Raw genomic sequence first — 19,759 nt, forward strand, 5'->3', positions numbered from 1 at the left:
ATTTTATATGCTATGATTGGAATTAGCATTTTCCACCTGTGATTCAACTTTATTGAAACGGAGTCATAATATGATTAATCAAAAAAAATATGTACACTTTGTTATGATATATATAATTATATTTTCTCTTTGGATATTTCTTATTCCTAAGAACTTGAATATAAAAGAAATTGGAATTCTCTTCTTATTTTGTTTTGCTGCACTCTTTTCTTGCTATTGCTTATATAAAGCTATTAAGAAAATGAAGCGCGGTGATAAATTATTTTGGGTTTTATTACTATGCACTTGCCTGTGTGGATTGACAATGGAGATAACTTTATTTCTTCATTCACTTTCTATATATGACCAAGTCATATTCTCATATACGGCATTACCCTTTTTTATCGTACAATATATTTTGCTCTTTTCTGGCTTTGCTATAAAGTTCATAAAACATTACTCTATTAGAGGCCTAGCTCAATTTTCATTCGATAGCATCTTTATCATTATTATGAATATTTATTTTACCTTAACTTTTATTTTAGACCGTTCAAGCTTTCGTATGTTAACAACAGATCATTGGGTTTTAATTGGATACTTTATTGCACAATCATTAGTCATTTACGCCGTTATTAGTCTATATAGACGAGAACAATATTCTGCTAGTAGAATCTCATTAATTATCGGCTTTACTATCATACTTGTATACGGATATATACATCTCTTTCAATTAAACGCAGGGATGAAAACTTCTTCTGAAGTCTCTTACTTAATACATACTGCTTCGATTTTATTAATTGGTTTGTCATCCATACTATATATTTTAGATAAACCAATGCAGCATGAAACGAAAACAAAATATTATCGGTTTGATTATGTGCGCTTTATATTACCTTATTTTAGTATAATCATTACTTTTTCTTTTATTATCTTTCAACCTTGGGATGATAAGTTCATGTTGATCGGTCTAGTATTATCTCTCATCTTATTGTTCTTACGACAACTTTATATGTGGAAAGATAATCAGGCACTAATCGATACATACGAGCAGTTGACTACACAACTAGAAGACAAAGTAGAAGAAGGTGCATCTGCGTTATCAAAAAGTGAACAACGTTATAAATCTTTATTCGAAGATCACCCGGATGCTGTTTTCTCTTTAAATATGTATGGTATTTTCCAACAGTCTAATACAGCTTGCGAAAGCTTATTTACTGCCTACTATTGTGAAGTAGAAAGCTATTCCCTTTTACACTTTATTGACTCAAAAGACCATGATTTACTAAAGAAAGCTTTACAACTAACGAAAAAAGGTAGACCACAAACTTTAGAAGTTCGCACAAAAGAAAAAGAAGGTTATTACTATTACCTTCACATTACGCTCATCCCTACTTTCATAAATAAAGAAGTTGTTGGGATGTTCGGCATAGCACGTGATATTACAACTTTATATGAAAAACAAAAACAAGTAGAGCATTTAGCCTTTCATGATGCACTTACTGGACTACCAAATCGCCGCAAGTTCGAAAAGGATTTAAAAAACATTTTAAATACAGCTCAAACTAGCGCAAGTGATGTTGCTGTCATGTTTCTTGATTTAGATCGATTCAAAAAAATTAACGATAGACTCGGTCATGACGTCGGAGACTTATTATTAATTGAAGTAGCAAAACGCTTACGCAGTTGCCTACGTTCAAAGGATGTCGTTGCTCGCCAAGGCGGAGATGAGTTTACAATTCTATTACCAGATATGTACTCAGAAAAAAGTGCGGCTTTTATTGCTGAACAGATTTTAAATATTTTAAACAAACCATTCTTCATTCAAGGCGAAGAACTGTCTATTACACCGAGTATCGGAATTGCAATGTACCCTGATTATGGAACAGATGTAACAGCATTAATGAAAAATGCTGATATGGCTATGTATCGCGCGAAGGCAAATGGAAAAAATCGATTTGTTTTCTTCTCAAAAGAAATAAGTATTGCTCAAAATGAAATCCAATTTTTAGAAGGCGAACTTGCAAAAGCATTACAACAAAATGAATTTTTCCTTGAATACCAGCCGCAAGTAAGCACAAAAACAAAACAAATTATCGGTTTTGAAGCATTACTTCGTTGGAAACATCCAAAGCTTGGTATCGTATCCCCGGCCCAATTTATTCCTCTAGCCGAGGAAACTGGATTCATTATTGAACTTGGAAATTGGATTTTGCGTACCGCCTGCTTAGAAGCAAAAAGATGGCATAATCAAGGTTTTTCTCACTTAAAAGTCGGTGTAAATTTATCTGTTGTTCAATTTAACCATGCAAATTTAATACCTACTATTTCAAAGGTTTTAGAAGAAACAGAGTTAAAACCAGAAGCACTAGATATTGAAATTACAGAAAGTATCGCCATTAACCAAAATCAATCTGTAGTTGCAAAACTAGAACAGCTTCAAAATCTCGGTATTCAAATTTCAATTGATGACTTTGGAACTGGTTATAGTTCTTTAGCTTATTTAACAAAATATCCAATTAATACATTAAAAATTGCTCGAGAATTTATTTGCGGAATTACAACTAGTCCTTTAGAGGAAGCGATTATTTCTTCCATTATTACACTATCAAAAGAACTAAATTTAGAAGTTATCGCAGAAGGTGTAGAAACCGAAGAACAATGGAAGTTTTTATATGGGCAAAACTGTGACCACATTCAAGGATTCTTTATTAGTAAGCCCGTTTCTAGTAAAGACGTTTGGAGGTTACTCCACAAAAAAACAACCGTCTAAGTAAGACGGTTGTTTTTTTAATATTCAAAAGGTACATCTGAAGCTAATTGTACTTCTTGATCATTATGAGAAATTACTTGGTTTTTCTCTAAAGCTGTATCTCCTAATGAAATACCCCATGCCATTGCTAACGTTAACAGACTACCAATAAGTAGTTTTTTCATATTCCATCACCCGCATTTTTTTCTTTAAATATATCATGAAAATCCATCCGTATCTTATGCAATTATGCATATTTGCTTTTTAAATCTTTTTTATTTCTTCATTCTTTTTATAATTAATTCTTTTAATGTATGGTTTCCTAATATATCGAAAAAGAAGTAAGCTTTTTCGCAAGCATCTTCAATTTCTGCTCTATCACACTCTAGCTTTTCTAGGCATTCAACTTTTCGATAGTATAACTGTCCAATCAATGTCATACTATTAATTTGACACGATAATTCAATGGCTTTATTTGCATGACAAAGTGCTTCTTCGTATTGATTGTCCAAGTATAATGCTTTTGCATGATTATGTCTCACCTTTACATCAAACTCTTTATTATCATGTAATACTTCTAATTGTTTTAATATATTTTCATATAACTCAATACTCTTCTTAAAATGGCCATTTTCAGCGTAAATGTTTGCAATTGCGTTTTCAATATAAAGGTTCTGATATACGTCTATCCCTGCCAATTGTTGATTGAGCAATTTCTTTAATTCTGAAATACAATATTCGTAATCAATTTTTTTCAATATGTAAGCAGCTACATGATATTGCCATTGAAGAAACTGCTGAAGCTCAGGATGATATTCTTCCTTTTTCAACTCATTCCATACTTTATTATAAATTTCTTTATATTTCTTTTCCTTACAGAGCATAATAATTCGGTCTTTTAACTGCTTATTCCTTTCCATGTCAGAATAAATAAGTACCTCATAAAAATGGATAATGGGAACTTGTAACTTTGCTGCAATACCTTGCAATATATCCATACTTGGGTATACCGCGCCCGATTCAATTCGGCTCACTTCCGATTGGTGACATATATTCTCGGATAACTGTTTTTGTGTTAATCCCCGCATCACCCTAATTTTCTTAATTTCACTTCCTAATTTTTCTGCGTGCATACTTACTCACCATCCCACTATAACAATCTAATTTTTCGAGTTGTCATACCACTACAATAATGTGAATTCGACAATTTTTGATATGAAATAATGCATAATATATATAAAATTCGGCAAATTTTTCATGCAATTCATCTCACATCCAATAATAGATTAGGAGTATTATAGATAAATTACAGAAAACTTGCCCATACTTCCATTACACTCGGTCTTTTTTATCCTTTATCGGCAAAAACTATCCACACCCAAGAATTAGGAAAAATGAAGTAAAAGTTGAAATTGCTCAGCCTAGCTTAACAATTTGGAAATTAACACAACCTCAAAATGATATAAAAGAAAATATTGCAAAAAAGTATTTAAAAGGTGAGGTAACTGGGGCTAAGGCTCAACAAGAGCAAGTAACAACTGAAAAAATGTAGAATTTCAACCTACCGATAAAGAAAATCAAACCGAATTTCATCTTGCACAAACTTATAAAAACTATAAAGTATATGATCAAGATCTCATTATAAAAGTAGATAAAAATGGAGTAATCACAACTATTAGTGGTAAAGTTATCCAGAATTTAGACCGATAACCTAATCCTACTATAACAAATTTTTTGTCGAAAAATGAAGTAAAATCTATATGACGCAATCCCCCCCTAATTCCAGACTATATAACTGAGACGGAATTACAAAAAAAGAAGTTTACCATTCATAGGTAAACTTCTTTTCATATCCATCCCTTTTCTTCCGCAATTGTAATTGCCTCAATTCTATTTTTCGCATCAAGCTTCGTTAATACTTCAGAAATATAATTACGTACTGTACCTGGCGAAAGATAAAGTGCCTTCGCAATTTCATTTGCCGTCTTTCCTTCTTTCGCAAGTAGCAATACTTCTTTTTCGCGATCTGATAACGGATTTTGCTCCTGCCATAAGCCGAACATTAAATCTTGAGAGATCTCTCGTTTACCTTTCATTATGTTGCGAATCGATGCAGCTAAATCCTCGCTTGGGCTATCTTTTAATAAATATCCGTGCACACCAGCTTTCATCGCTCGTTCAAAATATCCAGGGCGCGCAAATGTTGTTAAAATCATTACTTTACATGCCGATTTTTCTTTCTTCAACGTTTCTGCAACATCTAATCCGCTTTGAATTGGCATTTCAATATCCATAATGCTTACATCAGGTTTTAATGATTCAATTAGTTTTAGCGCCTCTTCTCCGTTCGCTGCTTGCCCAATTACTTCAATATCATCTTCTAGATCGAGTAGGGCTCCTAACGCACCACGAAGCATTCGCTGATCTTCTGCAATAATAATTCGAATCATGCCTTCACCTCATCTTTTCCTGTTCTAATAACAACTGGAACTTTTACTGTTAATAGTGTTCCTCGATTAATCGTACCCAGTTCAACAAATCCATCAATAAGAGCGATTCGCTCCTTCATACCACGAATACCATTCCCATCGTGGTTTTGGTCCGCTAAACCGATTCCGTTATCTTCTACTGTCAAAATCAATTCACCTTGTGATTCTAGTACAGAAACTATGCAACGCGTCGCCTTACTATGCTTTACAACATTCGTAACAGCTTCGCGTAAACACATTCCTAAAATATTTTGTTCAATGGGCGATAGCGAACTTGCACTCGTTTCTTGTTTGATCTCTAATTCAACATTAGCAGCTTGTAAGATCGCTTTTATTTGCTCAAGCTCTTCTTCCACTGTAATCATGCGCATATCAGAAATTAACTCCCTTAGCTGTTTTAAAGCAGTTCGCGATGTTTGTGTAATCTCCTTTGCTTCCGCACTTGCACGCTCGGGATTTTTTACAATTAACTTCTCCACGAGCTGACTTTTTAAAGTAATGAGTGATAGCGTATGCCCGAGCGTATCATGAAGATCTCTTGCAATTCGTTGCCGCTCCTCACGTTTCACCAAATCTTTAATTTGTTCGTTTGCTTCGTTTAATTGATTTCTTAACATCTTTTTTTGATTAAAATTACGCATTCCAAATGGTGTAAGCAGCATTAAAATAAACATCGGAACGATATTTACTAAACTTGTCGGTGTTAGTTGATTCATATTTATAAATACAAATACTCCAAGCATTACAACTAACAAACATAGTAATATCCGAAATACTTTCTTACTTGGTGCAAATCCCATTGCACTTGCTGTGAAAAAGCCAAAAAATATCATGAAGGGATTATAAAATAAAGCAAATAAAAGCGTAAGTATCATTTGAATACAAGCCCACAAAATAAACGTCTTCTGAACAAAATAAAGTTGACGGTATGTGATCATGAAAACTATCAACATACCGCTTCCTATTACAAGCTTCCATCCCGATACTTGTGTTAAATTATAAATTGGAAATAACAAATAAACGAGCCACATATACGGAAAGAATCCCATATGTTTCGGAAAAATCTCAATCCTCTTCTTCTCTATCATTTATACCGCTTCCTGTCTTTTTCTTATATATATTGATACTACAACAAATATAAGGAAATAGCCTCCTAATACCGCGATATTTTCCCAACCAATTGATTTTCCAGCTACAATATCCCATGCACCGCTTCCAAAATGATATGTTGGTGTCCATTCACTAATAGATCTTAATATTTTCGGGAATACTTCGATCGGCATCCATAGACCACCAAGAATTGCTAAACACATATTTAAAATATTCGCTAAGCCCGCAGCAGCATCCGCCTTCTTAATAGAACCTATTACTGTTCCTAACGCTAAAAATGGTGTCACACCTAACAACAACCATAATCCAGCACCAATCCATTGCCCTACTGTTAACTCAACATGATTAATTAATATTCCTGCGATAAAGATAACTAGGATTGAAAAAGCATTCACTACAGTTTGAGCGATAATCTTCGCTGTTATATACGCTCCCTCTGGAAGTGGTGTAATTTTTAAAAGATGTGTCCAACCCTGCCCTTTTTCTTGAGAAATTCTCACACCGAAACTAAAAAGTGCTGTCCCTACAATACTGAACGTTGCCATTGAGATTAAATAATGTGCTTTCCACGCATCTCCGTTTTGTGGCACTTGAACCACATTTGTGAAAATGTAATAAAACATAACTGGCATTAATAATGAGAAAAAGATAAACAATTTATTACGAAACGTACGTAAAATTTCTATTTTGCATTGCATCCATAAAGCTCTCATGCGATTTCCCCCTCCTGATTTGTGATAAATTGTTCAAATGCTTCATCAAGGCTTCCACGTTCAACAGAAACATCTGTTACAGGTAAGTTCTTTTCATAAATTGCTCTTAACGTTGCATCTGTATCTTCTGTTGTTAAAGTGAAGTGTCCTTCTTTTGATTGTACTTCTGTTACGTTTGGTAATTCTTTTAGTAATTTTGCAGGAATACTTTCCTTCGAATAAAACGTGATTGTTTTTCGTGAAATCGTCGCTTTCATCTCATCTGGCGTACCGTCTGCGATAACCTTTCCATTCGCAAACAATAAAATACGATTTGCTAATGCATCTGCTTCTTCTAAATAGTGCGTTGTTAAAATAATCGTTTTCCCTTCACTTGCTAACTTTCGAATTGTTTCCCAAAATGTTCTTCGAGACGTAATGTCCATTCCAACTGTCGGCTCATCTAAAAATAACAAATCTGGATTTCCTGCAAGTGCGAGTGCAAAATTTAACCTTCTCTTTTGACCTCCTGATAATTTCTCACATCTTTGCTTTCTCTCTGATTTTAAATTCGATAACTGTAGCAACGTTTCTTTCGCTATCGGATTCGTATAATAGCTACGGAATAACTCAATTGCCTCTTCCACTGTAATGCTATCGATGACACTTACTTCTTGTAACATCGCACCGAGGCTATTACGAACATCTCTATGCTTTGGACTCTTTCCGAATATAGAAACCGTTCCTTCCGTCGGATCCTTTAATCCAAGCATCATCGACATCGTCGTCGTTTTCCCTGCACCATTCGGTCCAAGCAATGCTATGATTTCTCCTTTATTCACATGAAATGAAACGTTATTTACTGCTTTTTTATGTTTAAATGTTTTAGAAACACTATTTACTTCAATAATCTTTTCCATCTCTCCACCCCCGCTGTTTCTTATATTTACATTGTATTCCTTGGAAAACTTAGGAAACAGTATGATGCGTCATAACATCGATATGACAATTGTCATGTATTCTTTATGAGAGGAATCAATCCGCCATACTGCAAGCGAGTAGCAGGACGAAAATAAACATGATACAATCGGGTAAGATATATATTCGAGGAAGGACAGTGGTTTTCATGATTATTCGTAATGAACAAGATTTAGAAGGCTTACGAAAAATCGGCCGCATCGTTGCGCTTGCACGTGAAGAAATGAAAAAAGAAGCGAAGCCAGGCATGACAACGAAAGAGCTTGATTTGATCGGTAAAAAAGTATTAGATGAGCATGGTGCTATTTCTGCACCTGAAAAAGAATATGATTTCCCTGGCGTAACTTGCATCAGTGTAAACGAAGAAGTTGCTCACGGTATTCCAGGTGATCGTGTATTAAAAGAAGGCGACCTTGTAAATGTCGACGTATCTGCAGCACTTGATGGTTATTATGCAGATACAGGTATTTCATTTGTACTTGGAGAAGATGAAGCAAAAGAAAAGCTTTGCCAAGCAGCTGTTGATGCCTTTTGGGCAGCAATGAAAAAGGTGAAAGCTGGTTCAAAACAAAACCAAATTGGTCGTGCCGTTTCAAACTTTGCACATAAAAATGGATACAATGTTATTCAAAACTTAACTGGTCACGGTATTGGTCTTAGCTTACATGAAGCACCAAACCACATTTTAAGCTATTTTGATCCAATGGATAATGCGCTTCTAAAAGACGGTCTTGTTATCGCTGTAGAGCCATTCATTTCTATGAAAGCTGATCATATTATCGAACGTGGCGATGATGGTTGGACATTCGTTACACCTGATAAAAGCCTTGTTGCACAATGTGAACATACAGTTGTCGTAACACGCGGCGAACCGATAATTTTAACAGAAATATAAAAAGAACCGCTTCTTAATAGGGAGCGGTTCTTTTTACATACTATTTTGAAAAGAAGCAATACGGTTGAACTCTTTTTCATTTACGTATATAATTTTTAACGAAGGTTATTGATGATTATCTCTTATAGAAGATAATCAAGGGAGTACCTTCTTTTTTTATTTAATAACATCGATTAAAGTAATGCGTTCTATTTATTATAAAACGCTGTCTTCACTTTGATCTACGAATTGTATACTCTTTTAGATAGTACATATTTTCTTCATTCTGACCAAATTCAAGCTACATTTTATCACTACCTCAATACGAAAGAACTTTTTACAATGGGATACATTATTTTGGTTAGTATGTATCGTAAAACTCACCTTTATAACGATTCTTTACACATTACAAGAATACAAATTCTTATAAAATAGTTTAAGCATTTCACTGCATATTTTTTGTATGTACTTATTTTATAAAGAACCACATAACAACTCGCATTCTATAAAGGTCTGATATCATTCCTTATCAGCATTTCATTCGACATTTTTTGTCGAAATTTGTATATTCGCTCCCTATATTATTAAAATATGCATTTGTTTTACGTTACAAGACATCGAATATGAACACTTTTCCTATAGGAGTATACGTAGTAAAGGAGGCATCACGTAAGAGCACATTGATCTATGACAAATAATCTCTTCATAAAGCATTGTTATGCAATAGAAGGATTCATAAAGGAGGCACAATGAAAAAACTTTTCAATATATGTTTAATTGTATTCGTACTATTTTCGCAACTTGCTAGTTTTCCATACAATCAAGTAAAAGCGGAAACCTTAACAGGGAATTCATTATTTGACACTGTTGAAATGAAAGATGCAACAAATCATATTATTAACGAAGCATTAAATCCTAAAAACTTAATACAAGTAGGATCAACCATTCACCTAGAATATGCTTGGTCAATAAAAGATCAACAAACAGACTCAGCAGTGCTCCAAATACCTAACGCATTAAAAGTGAAAAGTGACCAACAGGGAAATCTGATGGCAGAGCAACAAATTATTGGTCAATATTTTGTTAAAGCAAACGATAACAAAATGAAACTAGTATTTAACGACCAAGTAAAAGATTCCAAAGGTGCTAACGGAAAAATCAGTATTGATACAGTATTCACTCCAGATTTAAAATCTGGTGCAAAATCTGTTCAACTCTCTTTCCCTTTAGGTGCAACAGCTAAGTCTATTTCAGTTCCTGTTCAAGTAGATAACCCAGCTTCACCTACTACGGATAAGGATGCTGCTCAGCAACCGGCAGAAGAGCAAAAGAACGGTGAGGCTCAGCAACCGGCGGAAGAGCAAAAGAATGATGAGGCTCAGCAACCGGCGGGAGAGCAAAAGAATGGCGAGGCTCAGCAACCGGCGGAAGAGCAAAAAAATGATGAGGCTCAGCAACCGGCAGAAGAGCAAAAGAATGGTGAGGCTCAACAGCCGGCGGAAGAGCAAAAAAATAATGAGGCTCAGCAACCGGCAGAAGAGCAAAAGAACGGCGATTCTCAGCAACCTATGGAGAATCCTGGTGATAACACAACCGAACAGCCTGTTGATAATTCAGATCCATCACCTAAGCAAATTACAGAAAATATTTTAACAGGTGTCACATTAACGGATAAAGACGGTAAACCATTTAATAATACGGATAATCGTCCAAATCCAGATTCTATTACCAAAATCGATTTTACATGGGAAGTTTTAAAGTCGCTGAACGTCAAAACAGGTGATTACTACACTTTCCAACTCCCAGAATACTTTATTGTCCACAATACCATCACAGAAGATTTAATAGATGGTAAAGGACATACAATTGGATCATTCGTTGTTACGCCTGATGGCAAAGTAACGATGACTTTTAACGAATATATTGAAGATCACCCTAATATAGCTGGAAATTTAAATATTCGTACGGAGTTTAATGAAGTAAAAATTACAGGGACTACCGAAAAACAAATCCCATTCCCTATTAAAGAAAAAGACGTTATTATTGAGCTTGATTTCAAGCCTAAAGTAAAAAAATCTATAGATAAAAAAGGTGTACCTGATAGACCAATTAATACGAATCAAATTAATTGGAAAGTAGAGATGAACAAGACAAAAGATAAGCTTACAAATGCCGTCTTTCAAGATGATATTCCAAATGGGGCTATTCTCAACGAAGATTCTATTAAGGTTTACTATTTAGAAGTAGATATTAATGGGAAAACAACTCGTGGTGCAGAAGTTCCTAAAGAAGAATATGAACTTACTTCATCCTCTAATAAATTAAATATCGCTTTCAAAAAAGAAACGAATAAAGCATATGAAATTGAATATGCAACGAAGATTACAGATGAAAGTGTTACTAGTTTCAAAAATAACGCAAAAGTATCCAGTAAAAATCAAAAAGATGTATCTGCAAATGCAACTGTAACTGTTTCACGCGGTACACATCTAGCGAAAAATAGTAGATACAATCCAAAAACACAGACGATTGAATGGACGATTACTTTTAACGGTGACCAGCGAGATATTAAAAAAGCTGATGCGCTTTTAAAAGATGTTTTGGATAAATCTCATAAAGTTGATAAAAATTCTATCGTGGTAAAAAATGCTTCTTATAATGATGCAGGAAAACTTGTTACAGGTGACAACGCCACAAACTTTACTGTAAAGGAAACCGATGAGGGGTTTGATTTACAGTTTAACGAAGATATTAATAGTGCCTATGTGATTACGTATACATCGAAAGCTACGAATGATGTCATAAAAGATGGCGAAATCGAAAATAAAATTATTGCAGATGGTAAATGGAGTCAAACAAACAAAGTTACGTTAAAACAACAAAACATCATAAAGAAACATAATAAAAATGCAAACGATACAGATTACAATGCGAAAACAACAAAATGGACAATTATTGTCAATGATAACAACTACGTGTTAAATGATGCTGTTATCAAGGATACGTTTGACTATGGTGGCCTAACGTTACAGAAAGATAGTTTCAAAATTACAGACGGATCAAGAACGCTTGATCCAAAGTTTGATTACACACTTGATGTAACAGATAAAGGATTTGAAGTGAAACTAACCGGTGATTATAAGTCTAATATGGATAAAACTTTAACTATCACATACACAACAGACTTTAATTACGAAAATCTATCCAAAGAGAAGAATAACAAATCATTCAAAAATACAGCAAATTTATCATGGATAGACATAAATGATAAAAAGAATAATAGCTCATCTGATGATACATTTGATCCTGATTACTACACAAAAGGAAATGGATTTAAATACGGCTCTTACAATGCCCAGACGAAAGAAATTAAATGGGACATAGGGTTTAACTATAATAATAGGCCGATTAAGGATCCTTCTATCGTTGATGTATTAAGAGATAACCAAAAATTAATACCGGAATCTATTGAAGTTCGACATATGAAATTAACTGGTGGTGCACATGGATTTGAAGTAGGCGATCCTGTTCCTCCTAGCGAATATACGATAGAAAATCCAACAAAAGATAACAACAATACATTAACAGTTCATTTTAAAAACGAAATTAATTCTGCATATTATATTAGCTTTAAAACTTCACTTGCAGGTGAACAAATTAATAAGCGCTACGATAATTATGCCGATTTAAAAGATGGATCGAAAACTGTTACTACTATCCATGGTGCATTTGAGATTACAAACGGTGGTAGCGGTGTTACGAAGACAGCAAAGCAAAATGACAAGTATATTGATTGGAGTGTTTCTATTAACGCAAGTCAGTCAACTATTGAAAATGCTGTCGTAACAGACGAACCGACAGACAATCAAATGCTTGATGAAAAGTCCTTCCATCTATATCCGACAACAGTAGCCGTAGATGGAACTTTAACGAAAGATACAGCAAATGAATTAAAAGAAGGAACAGACTATAAACTCAAAGTAATAACAGACAACGATACAGGGAAACAACAATTTAAAGTTGAATTTCTTCATACCATTGACCGGGCTTATATTTTAGAATATCGCTCACTCATTAATGCAGACCATAATGAAAAGGTAAGTAATAAAGCGACGATTACTGGTCACCGTTTAACATTAACGAAAGTGGAAGATGTTAAATTCGTAGAAGTTAAAGTATCTTCTGGATCTGGAGGTGGTTCTGCAAATAAAGGACGAGGAAGCCTTCAAATTATAAAGGTTGATGACAAAGATCGAACAGTAAGATTAGCTGGAGCAGAATTTACTTTATATGATCAAACAGGTACAACCGCTATTCGACCAATTACAACAGGTGATGACGGTGTCGCTAAGTTTAACAACTTACGACGTGATAAATATTTAATTAAAGAAACGAAAGCACCTACAGGTTATGTAATTAGTAAAGAATTAAGAGAAGGTATACTTGTTGAGCTAGGTTCTGAAGAAATCACAAAATATACTTTTACAAATAAAAAGTTTGTCGGGAAAGTAGTACTGACAAAGACTGATGCGAAGAGCAGGGAAAGACTTGAACATGCAGTTTTCTCTTTACTTGATCAAAACAAACAGGTTATTCCTGAACATAAAGAATTAACAACAAATGATAAAGGACAAATTACTGTAGATCATTTAAAACCAGGAACTTACTACTTACAAGAAATAAAGGCTCCTGAGCATTATAAATTAGATGATCGACTGATTGAGGTTAAAATCGCGGAAGATCAAACAACAGTAATAAACCGCACTGCAACAAACAGCTTGATTCCAGGTTCGGCCATTTTAACAAAAGTCGATAAAGATGGAAAAACTTTAGCCGGTGCGGAGTTCAGTGTACGAGATCGACATAACAATGTAATTCGTGGATATGAAAAATTAACGACAAATGATCAAGGACAAATTGAAGCAAAAGATTTACGCCCTGGAGACTATCAATTTGTCGAAGAAAAAGCACCGAAAGATTACGACATAGATAAAAAACCAATTGAGTTTACAATTGTAAAAAGTCAAAAGAAAGCAGTTACTGTTACTGCGACGAATCACCTCATTAAAGGTGGCGTCACTTTAACAAAAACTGATGATATCGATGGTACAGCTCTTGCAGGTGCTGTATTTAAAATTGTCGATGCTCATGATGAAAAGAAAGTCATTCGCGAAAATGTAAAAACTGGTGCTGACGGTAAAGTAACTGTTAAAGACTTAGAGCCTGGTACGTATAAATTTATTGAAACAGAAGCTCCTAAGGATTATGTGTTAAATACAAACCCTATCGAGTTTACAATCGATAAAAGCCAACAGTCTTTAGCTACCGTTACGGCAACAAACAGTTTAAAAACAGGCGAAGTTGAATTATTAAAAGTTGATGAATTTGGTGATAAAAAACCTCTACAAGGTGCCGTATTTAAAATTGTTGATGTAAATAATAATGATGTTCGTACTGACCTAACTACAGATGCTGATGGAAAAACAAAAGCTGATAAGTTACGTCCTGGTACGTATAAATTTATTGAAACAGCTGCTCCTGAACATTACGTTTTACGAGCAGAACCTATTGAATTTACAATCGATAGAAGTCAAAAAGAAACGCTACTTGTGAAAGCTGAAAATGCTTTAAAACCAGGAGATGTTGAATTAACGAAAGTTGATGATATCGATGGTACAGCTCTTGAAGGTGCTGTATTTAAAATTGTTGATGCTAATGATGAAAAGAAAGTCATTCGCGAAAATATAAAAACTGGTGCAGATGGTAAAGCTATCGCTACCGACTTACGCCCTGGCGATTATAAATTTATCGAAGTGACAGCACCGAAGTATTACGATAAAAATACAAATCCGATTAAATTTACGATCACAGAAAGTCAAACGACGTCTGCTACTGTTACCGCTAAAAACAGCTTAACAAAAGGCGGTATTGAATTAACAAAAGTGAATGCTGCAGATGAAAAGGAAACACTTGAAGGTGCTGTATTTAAAATTGTTAATAGAGATACGAATGAAGATGTTCGTGCGGAACTTGTTACGAATAGTGAAGGAAAGTTAGTTGTAGACGACTTACGTCCTGGTAACTATAAACTTATCGAAACAAAGGCCCCAACTTATTACGATGTAAATGTAGAACCAATTGAATTTACAATCGAAAAAGGACAACAAAAACTTCTTCCACTTACATTTAAAAATAGTTTAACGAAAGGAAAAGTTAAACTTATTAAAGAAGATGATGTGGAAAGTAGTATCGCTCTTGCCGGCGCAGTGTTCACATTACAAGACGCAACTGGCAAAGAAATTGCGAAAGATTTAAAAACAAATGATTACGGAGTACTAGTTATTCCTGATTTAGCACCAGGAGATTATCAATTTATTGAAACATCAGCTCCTGAACATTATAAATTAGATCAAACACCTATTAAGTTCACAATTAAAAAAGGTAGCAAGGATGATCTTCCAGTCCCTGTCACTGTAACAAATAGTTTACTTACAGGTGGCGTTACTTTAACAAAGGTTGATGACGTTGATGGGGCTACTCTTGAAGGTGCAGAATTTATCATTGTTGATGCTCATGATACGAAAAAGGTAGTTCGTAAAGGATTAACTACCGATGAACATGGTAAAGTTTCTGCTTCTGATTTACGTCCAGGTGACTATCAATTTCTTGAAGTAAAAGCTCCAAAAGACTATGACTTAAGAAAAGATCCTATTCCGTTCACTATCGGAAAAAGTCAAAAAGAAAATATTAGCGTTACCGCTACTAACAGCTTAACGAAGGGTGGCGTCATTTTAACCAAAATCGATGACATCGATCGTACAATGCTGAAAGGTGCAATCTTTAAAGTTGTTGATATGAATGGTAACGAAGTTCGCACAAACCTTGTTACAGATGACAATGGTGAAATTTCTGTTTCTAATTTACGTCCAGGAGACTATCAGTTTATTGAAACAGCTGCTCCTGAACATTATGTGTTAGATGAGAAACCGATTCCATTTACAATTGAAAGAAGTCAAACAGAGAAAATTACTGTTACAGGTAAAAATACGTTAAAAAAAGGTAGCGTTGAATTAACAAAAATTGACGATATTGATACTGATACGAAGCTCGCTAATGCTGTATTTAATTTATTAGATGCAGACGGAGAGATAGTTGAAGAAGGCTTAAAAACAAATGATGAGGGAAAAATTGTTGTTGAAAACCTACGTCCTGGCACGTATCAATTCGTTGAGACAATAGCTCCTGAACATTACGATTTAAATAAAAAACCGATCAAATTTACAATTAAGAAAAGCCAAACTGAAACTCTTCATATTACGGCTAAAAATGCTCTAACAAAAGGTGGCGTTGAACTTTCTAAAGTAGATGACATCGATGGTACTAAACTTGAAGGTGCAGTATTTAACATTGTTGATATGAACGGTACTGTAATTCATAAAGACCTTGTTACAAATAGTAAAGGGAAAATCGAAATCGATGACCTACGTCCGGGTGATTATCAATTCATCGAAACGAAAGCTCCTAAGCATTACGTTTTAGATGAAACGCCAATCCATTTCACTATTGAAAAAGGACAGAAGAAAGCTATTTCTTTAACTGCTAAAAATAGTTTAAAACAAGGTAGTATCGAATTAATTAAAGTAGATGATTTAAACGATCAAACAAAACTTGCCGATGCTGTGTTTAATTTACTAGATCAAAACGGAACTGTAATTAAAACAGATTTAAAAACGAACGGTGAAGGAAAAATCACTGTTGAAAACTTACGTCCTGGTACGTATCAATTTGTCGAAACAACAGCTCCGAAACATTATGATTTAGATAAAAAACCAATTGTAGTTACAGTTGAAAAAAGCCAGAAAGATGTGGCTACTGTTACTATGACAAATAGTTTAACAAAAGGCGGCGTTGAACTTACTAAAGTAGACGACGTCGATGGTACTACACTTGAAGGCGCAGTATTTAACATTGTTGATATGAAGGGTACTGTAATTCGCGAGAACCTTACTACAAATTCACAAGGTAAAATTAGCGTTTCTAACTTACGTCCAGGTGATTATCAATTCGTCGAGACGAAAGCTCCGAAACACTACGATTTAAATAAAGAACCGATTCCTTTCACTATTGAAAAAGGACAAGCCGAACCGATTTCTGTTACTGCTAAAAATAGTTTAACTAAAGGTGCGGTAGAACTTTCTAAAATGGATGATATCGACGGTACAGCTCTTGAAGGTGCGGTATTTAAAATTGTTGATATGAACGGCAATGACGTTCGCACTGGCATTACGACAGATGCAAAAGGGAAAGTTTCTATTCCTGATTTACATCCTGGAGACTATCAATTTATTGAAACAACAGCTCCTAAGCACTATAAACTAGATGCTACACCAATTAAATTTACAATTGAGAAAAGCCAAGCAGAGAAGTTACAAGTCACTGCTAAGAACAGCTTAATTGAAGGTGCGGTAGAGTTAATTAAAGTGGATGATATAAATCAAGATACAAAACTTTCTGATGCAGTATTTAACATTATTGATGCGAAAGGTAAAATTGTTCGCACAAATTTAACTACTGATAAAGACGGGAAAGTTTCTGCTTCTAATTTAAGACCAGGAGATTATCAATTCGTGGAAACGAAAGCTCCGAAAGATTATGATTTAAATAAAACACCGATTCCTTTCACTATCGAGAAAAGCCAAACAACTCACGTTTCTGTTACTGCTAAAAATGGCTTAACTAAGGGTGGCGTTGAATTAACGAAAGTTGACTCTTTAGATGCGAAAGAAACGCTAGAAGGTGCTGTATTTAAAATTACTGATATGAACGGTAATGATATTCGTACGAATTTAGTTACCAATAAAGACGGAAAAATCATCGCTAAAGACTTACAACCTGGAGACTATCAATTTATTGAAACGAAAGCTCCAAAACATTATGACTTAAATGAAGATCCTATTAAGTTCACAATTGAAAGAAGTCAAACAAAACATGTCTTCGTTACAGCTACTAACAGCTTAACGAAAGGTAGTGTGGAGTTAATTAAAGTGGATGATGTTGAAGAAAACACAACACTCGAGGGTGCGGTATTTAAAATTGTTAATAAGGATGGACACGACGTCCGTACTGATTTAACTACTGATAAAAACGGCCGCTTAGTTGTGGATGAATTACCACCAGGAGACTATGAGTTTATCGAAACAAAAGCTCCTACTCATTATGACTTAAACGAAACACCTATTAAGTTCACAGTTAAAAAAGGGCAAGAAAAAATTGCTTCCGTTACAGCTACTAATAGCTTAACGAAGGGCGCTGTGGAATTAACAAAAGTTGATGACATCGACGGTGTTACTCTTGAAGGCGCAGTATTTAAAATCGTTGATATGAACGGCAATGACGTTCGCACTGATTTAACTACTGATAAAGATGGCAAGATTTCTGTTTCTGATTTACGTCCGGGAGACTATCAATTCGTTGAAACGAAGGCTCCTACTCATTACGACTTAAATCAAACTCCTATCAACTTTACTGTTGAAAAGAGTCAAACCGCTACAGCTTCTGTTATCGCTAAAAATAGCTTAACGAAGGGCGCTGTGGAATTAACAAAAGTTGATGACATCGACGGTGTTACTCTTGAAGGCGCAGTATTTAAAATCGTTGATATGAACGGCAATGACGTTCGTTCTGATTTAACTACTAATAAAGATGGCAAAATTTCTGTTTCTGATTTACGTCCAGGAGACTATCAATTCGTTGAAACGAAGGCTCCTACTCATTACGACTTAAATCAAACTCCTATCAACTTTACTGTTGAAAAGAGTCAAACCGCTACAGCTTCTGTTACCGCTAAAAATAGCTTAACGAAAGGCGCTGTGGAATTAACGAAAGTCGATGACATCGACGGGGCTACTCTTGAAGGAGCTATCTTTAAAATTGTTGATATGAACGGCAACGACGTTCGTTCTGATTTAACTACTGATAAAGATGGCAAAATTTCTGTTTCTGATTTACGTCCAGGAGACTATCAGTTTATTGAAACGAAAGCTCCTACTGGATACGATTTAAACGCTAAGCCAATTCCTTTCACTATTACGAAAGGACAATCTCATGTTACTTCTGTGACTGCTTTAAATAGTTTAACAACAGGTTCAATGGAGTTAACTAAAGTTGATATGGATCACAATGGAACACTTGAAGGTGCCATTTTCAATATTTTAAATCAAGATGGAAAAGTAGTACGAGAAGGTTTAAAAACAGATGGGCATGGTAAATTAATCGTAAATGATTTGAAACCTGGTAATTATCAATTAGTGGAAACAAAGGCTCCTACAGGCTATCAATTAGATGCATCACCAATAAGCTTTACAATTGAAAAAGCGCAAGCTACACCACTACAAATTACAGTTTCAAATAAAAAAATCGATTCTTCATCAGGTGGAGAGGAGAAACCAGTTACTCCTCCTAATAAAGAAGAGGAAACAGGAAAAGAAACTTCTGAAGAACTAGAGAAAGGAAATCCTGAAGCACACGGTAAAGGAACTTCCGAAGAACTAGAAAAAGGTAACCCTGAAACACAAATAAACAAACAGCAAGATGACCGAAATACGGGTAAAGAACTTCCAAATACAGGTCACAAAAAAGATCCTACTCAAACAGTAGGTATCGTACTTCTACTAGCTGGATTGTTAAGTATTTTAGCTACAAAACGAAAAAAATATTATTAATAGTTTTTCACACCCCATCAAGTGAATATTTGATGGGGTGTTTTTTTATACAAAAAAGGACGATACATAGAGTATCGTCCTTTTAACGGGGTGAGGCTGTCCAAAAGTACGGAAAACCTTTGAACAGCCTCGTATTTTCATATGGATGCCTTACATATATCACTGAT

9 protein-coding genes and 1 pseudogene are annotated in these 19,759 nt (G+C 34.7%); 4 read left to right on the forward strand and 6 right to left on the reverse strand.

Features of this window, described 5'->3' with window-relative positions; genetic code table 11:
• The first annotated feature begins 70 nt into the window (after positions 1-70).
• A complete protein-coding gene (locus MKY00_RS26920; protein ID WP_029141240.1) occupies positions 71-2,749 on the forward strand; it encodes a DUF4084 domain-containing protein in 2,679 nt (892 codons plus the stop codon).
• 17 nt (positions 2,750-2,766) lie between these two features.
• Here MKY00_RS26920 and papR read toward each other — a convergent pair whose 3' ends face one another.
• Positions 2,767-2,913 (reverse strand): quorum-sensing peptide PapR, encoded by a 147-nt coding sequence (gene papR, locus MKY00_RS26925; RefSeq protein WP_000734728.1) that lies wholly within the window; start codon positions 2,911-2,913, stop codon positions 2,767-2,769.
• 90 nt (positions 2,914-3,003) lie between these two features.
• A complete protein-coding gene (gene plcR / locus MKY00_RS26930; RefSeq protein WP_000542932.1) occupies positions 3,004-3,861 on the reverse strand; it encodes a transcriptional regulator PlcR in 858 nt (285 codons plus the stop codon).
• 168 nt (positions 3,862-4,029) lie between these two features.
• On the opposite strand from plcR, the pseudogene MKY00_RS26935 reads away from it, so the two are divergent.
• A pseudogene (locus MKY00_RS26935) lies at positions 4,030-4,489 on the forward strand (M4 family metallopeptidase); the annotation flags it as partial.
• Positions 4,490-4,575: 86 nt separating this feature from the next.
• Here the strand turns inward: MKY00_RS26935 and MKY00_RS26940 are convergent.
• From MKY00_RS26940 to MKY00_RS26955, 4 genes are read right to left on the reverse strand one after another with little or no spacing between them, the layout of a single operon-like run.
• Positions 4,576-5,178 carry a response regulator transcription factor gene (locus MKY00_RS26940; protein WP_000619253.1) on the reverse strand — a complete coding sequence of 201 codons (603 nt, stop codon included), beginning with the start codon at positions 5,176-5,178 and terminating at the stop codon, positions 4,576-4,578.
• The gene (locus MKY00_RS26945; protein WP_016719015.1) at positions 5,175-6,305 is read right to left on the reverse strand and encodes a sensor histidine kinase; all 1,131 of its coding nucleotides are present in this window, start codon (positions 6,303-6,305) and stop codon (positions 5,175-5,177) included. Before MKY00_RS26945 ends, MKY00_RS26940 begins: the two co-directional genes overlap by 4 nt.
• Positions 6,306-7,040 carry an ABC transporter permease gene (locus MKY00_RS26950; RefSeq protein WP_001202426.1) on the reverse strand — a complete coding sequence of 245 codons (735 nt, stop codon included), beginning with the start codon at positions 7,038-7,040 and terminating at the stop codon, positions 6,306-6,308. It abuts the gene before it with no gap.
• Positions 7,037-7,939 (reverse strand): ABC transporter ATP-binding protein, encoded by a 903-nt coding sequence (locus tag MKY00_RS26955; protein ID WP_016719016.1) that lies wholly within the window; start codon positions 7,937-7,939, stop codon positions 7,037-7,039. Before MKY00_RS26955 ends, MKY00_RS26950 begins: the two co-directional genes overlap by 4 nt.
• A 158-nt stretch (positions 7,940-8,097) precedes the next feature.
• Between MKY00_RS26955 and map the strand changes: the two genes are divergently transcribed.
• Positions 8,098-8,892, forward strand: coding sequence for a type I methionyl aminopeptidase (gene map, locus MKY00_RS26960; protein ID WP_002096176.1), 795 nt, complete (start codon positions 8,098-8,100; stop codon positions 8,890-8,892).
• Between the two features lie 728 nt (positions 8,893-9,620).
• Positions 9,621-19,592, forward strand: coding sequence for a SpaA isopeptide-forming pilin-related protein (locus tag MKY00_RS26965; RefSeq protein WP_262726467.1), 9,972 nt, complete (start codon positions 9,621-9,623; stop codon positions 19,590-19,592).
• The last annotated feature ends 167 nt before the right edge of the window (positions 19,593-19,759 follow it).

Source organism: Bacillus sp. FSL R9-9834 (genome assembly GCF_038006905.1).
Lineage (GTDB): Bacteria > Bacillota > Bacilli > Bacillales > Bacillaceae_G > Bacillus_A > Bacillus_A pacificus.

Excerpts from the sequence above, each read along its gene's own strand:
- plcR (WP_000542932.1), bottom strand. The coding sequence starts at position 3,861 with ATGCACGCAGAAAAATTAGGAAGTGAAATTAAGAAAATTAGGGTGATG.
- MKY00_RS26940 (WP_000619253.1), bottom strand. The coding sequence starts at position 5,178 with ATGATTCGAATTATTATTGCAGAAGATCAGCGAATGCTTCGTGGTGCG.
- MKY00_RS26950 (WP_001202426.1), bottom strand. The coding sequence starts at position 7,040 with ATGAGAGCTTTATGGATGCAATGCAAAATAGAAATTTTACGTACGTTT.
- MKY00_RS26920 (WP_029141240.1), top strand. The coding sequence starts at position 71 with ATGATTAATCAAAAAAAATATGTACACTTTGTTATGATATATATAATT.
- map (WP_002096176.1), top strand. The coding sequence starts at position 8,098 with ATGATACAATCGGGTAAGATATATATTCGAGGAAGGACAGTGGTTTTC.
- MKY00_RS26945 (WP_016719015.1), bottom strand. The coding sequence starts at position 6,305 with ATGATAGAGAAGAAGAGGATTGAGATTTTTCCGAAACATATGGGATTC.
- MKY00_RS26955 (WP_016719016.1), bottom strand. The coding sequence starts at position 7,939 with ATGGAAAAGATTATTGAAGTAAATAGTGTTTCTAAAACATTTAAACAT.
- papR (WP_000734728.1), bottom strand. The coding sequence starts at position 2,913 with ATGAAAAAACTACTTATTGGTAGTCTGTTAACGTTAGCAATGGCATGG.
- MKY00_RS26965 (WP_262726467.1), top strand. The coding sequence starts at position 9,621 with ATGAAAAAACTTTTCAATATATGTTTAATTGTATTCGTACTATTTTCG.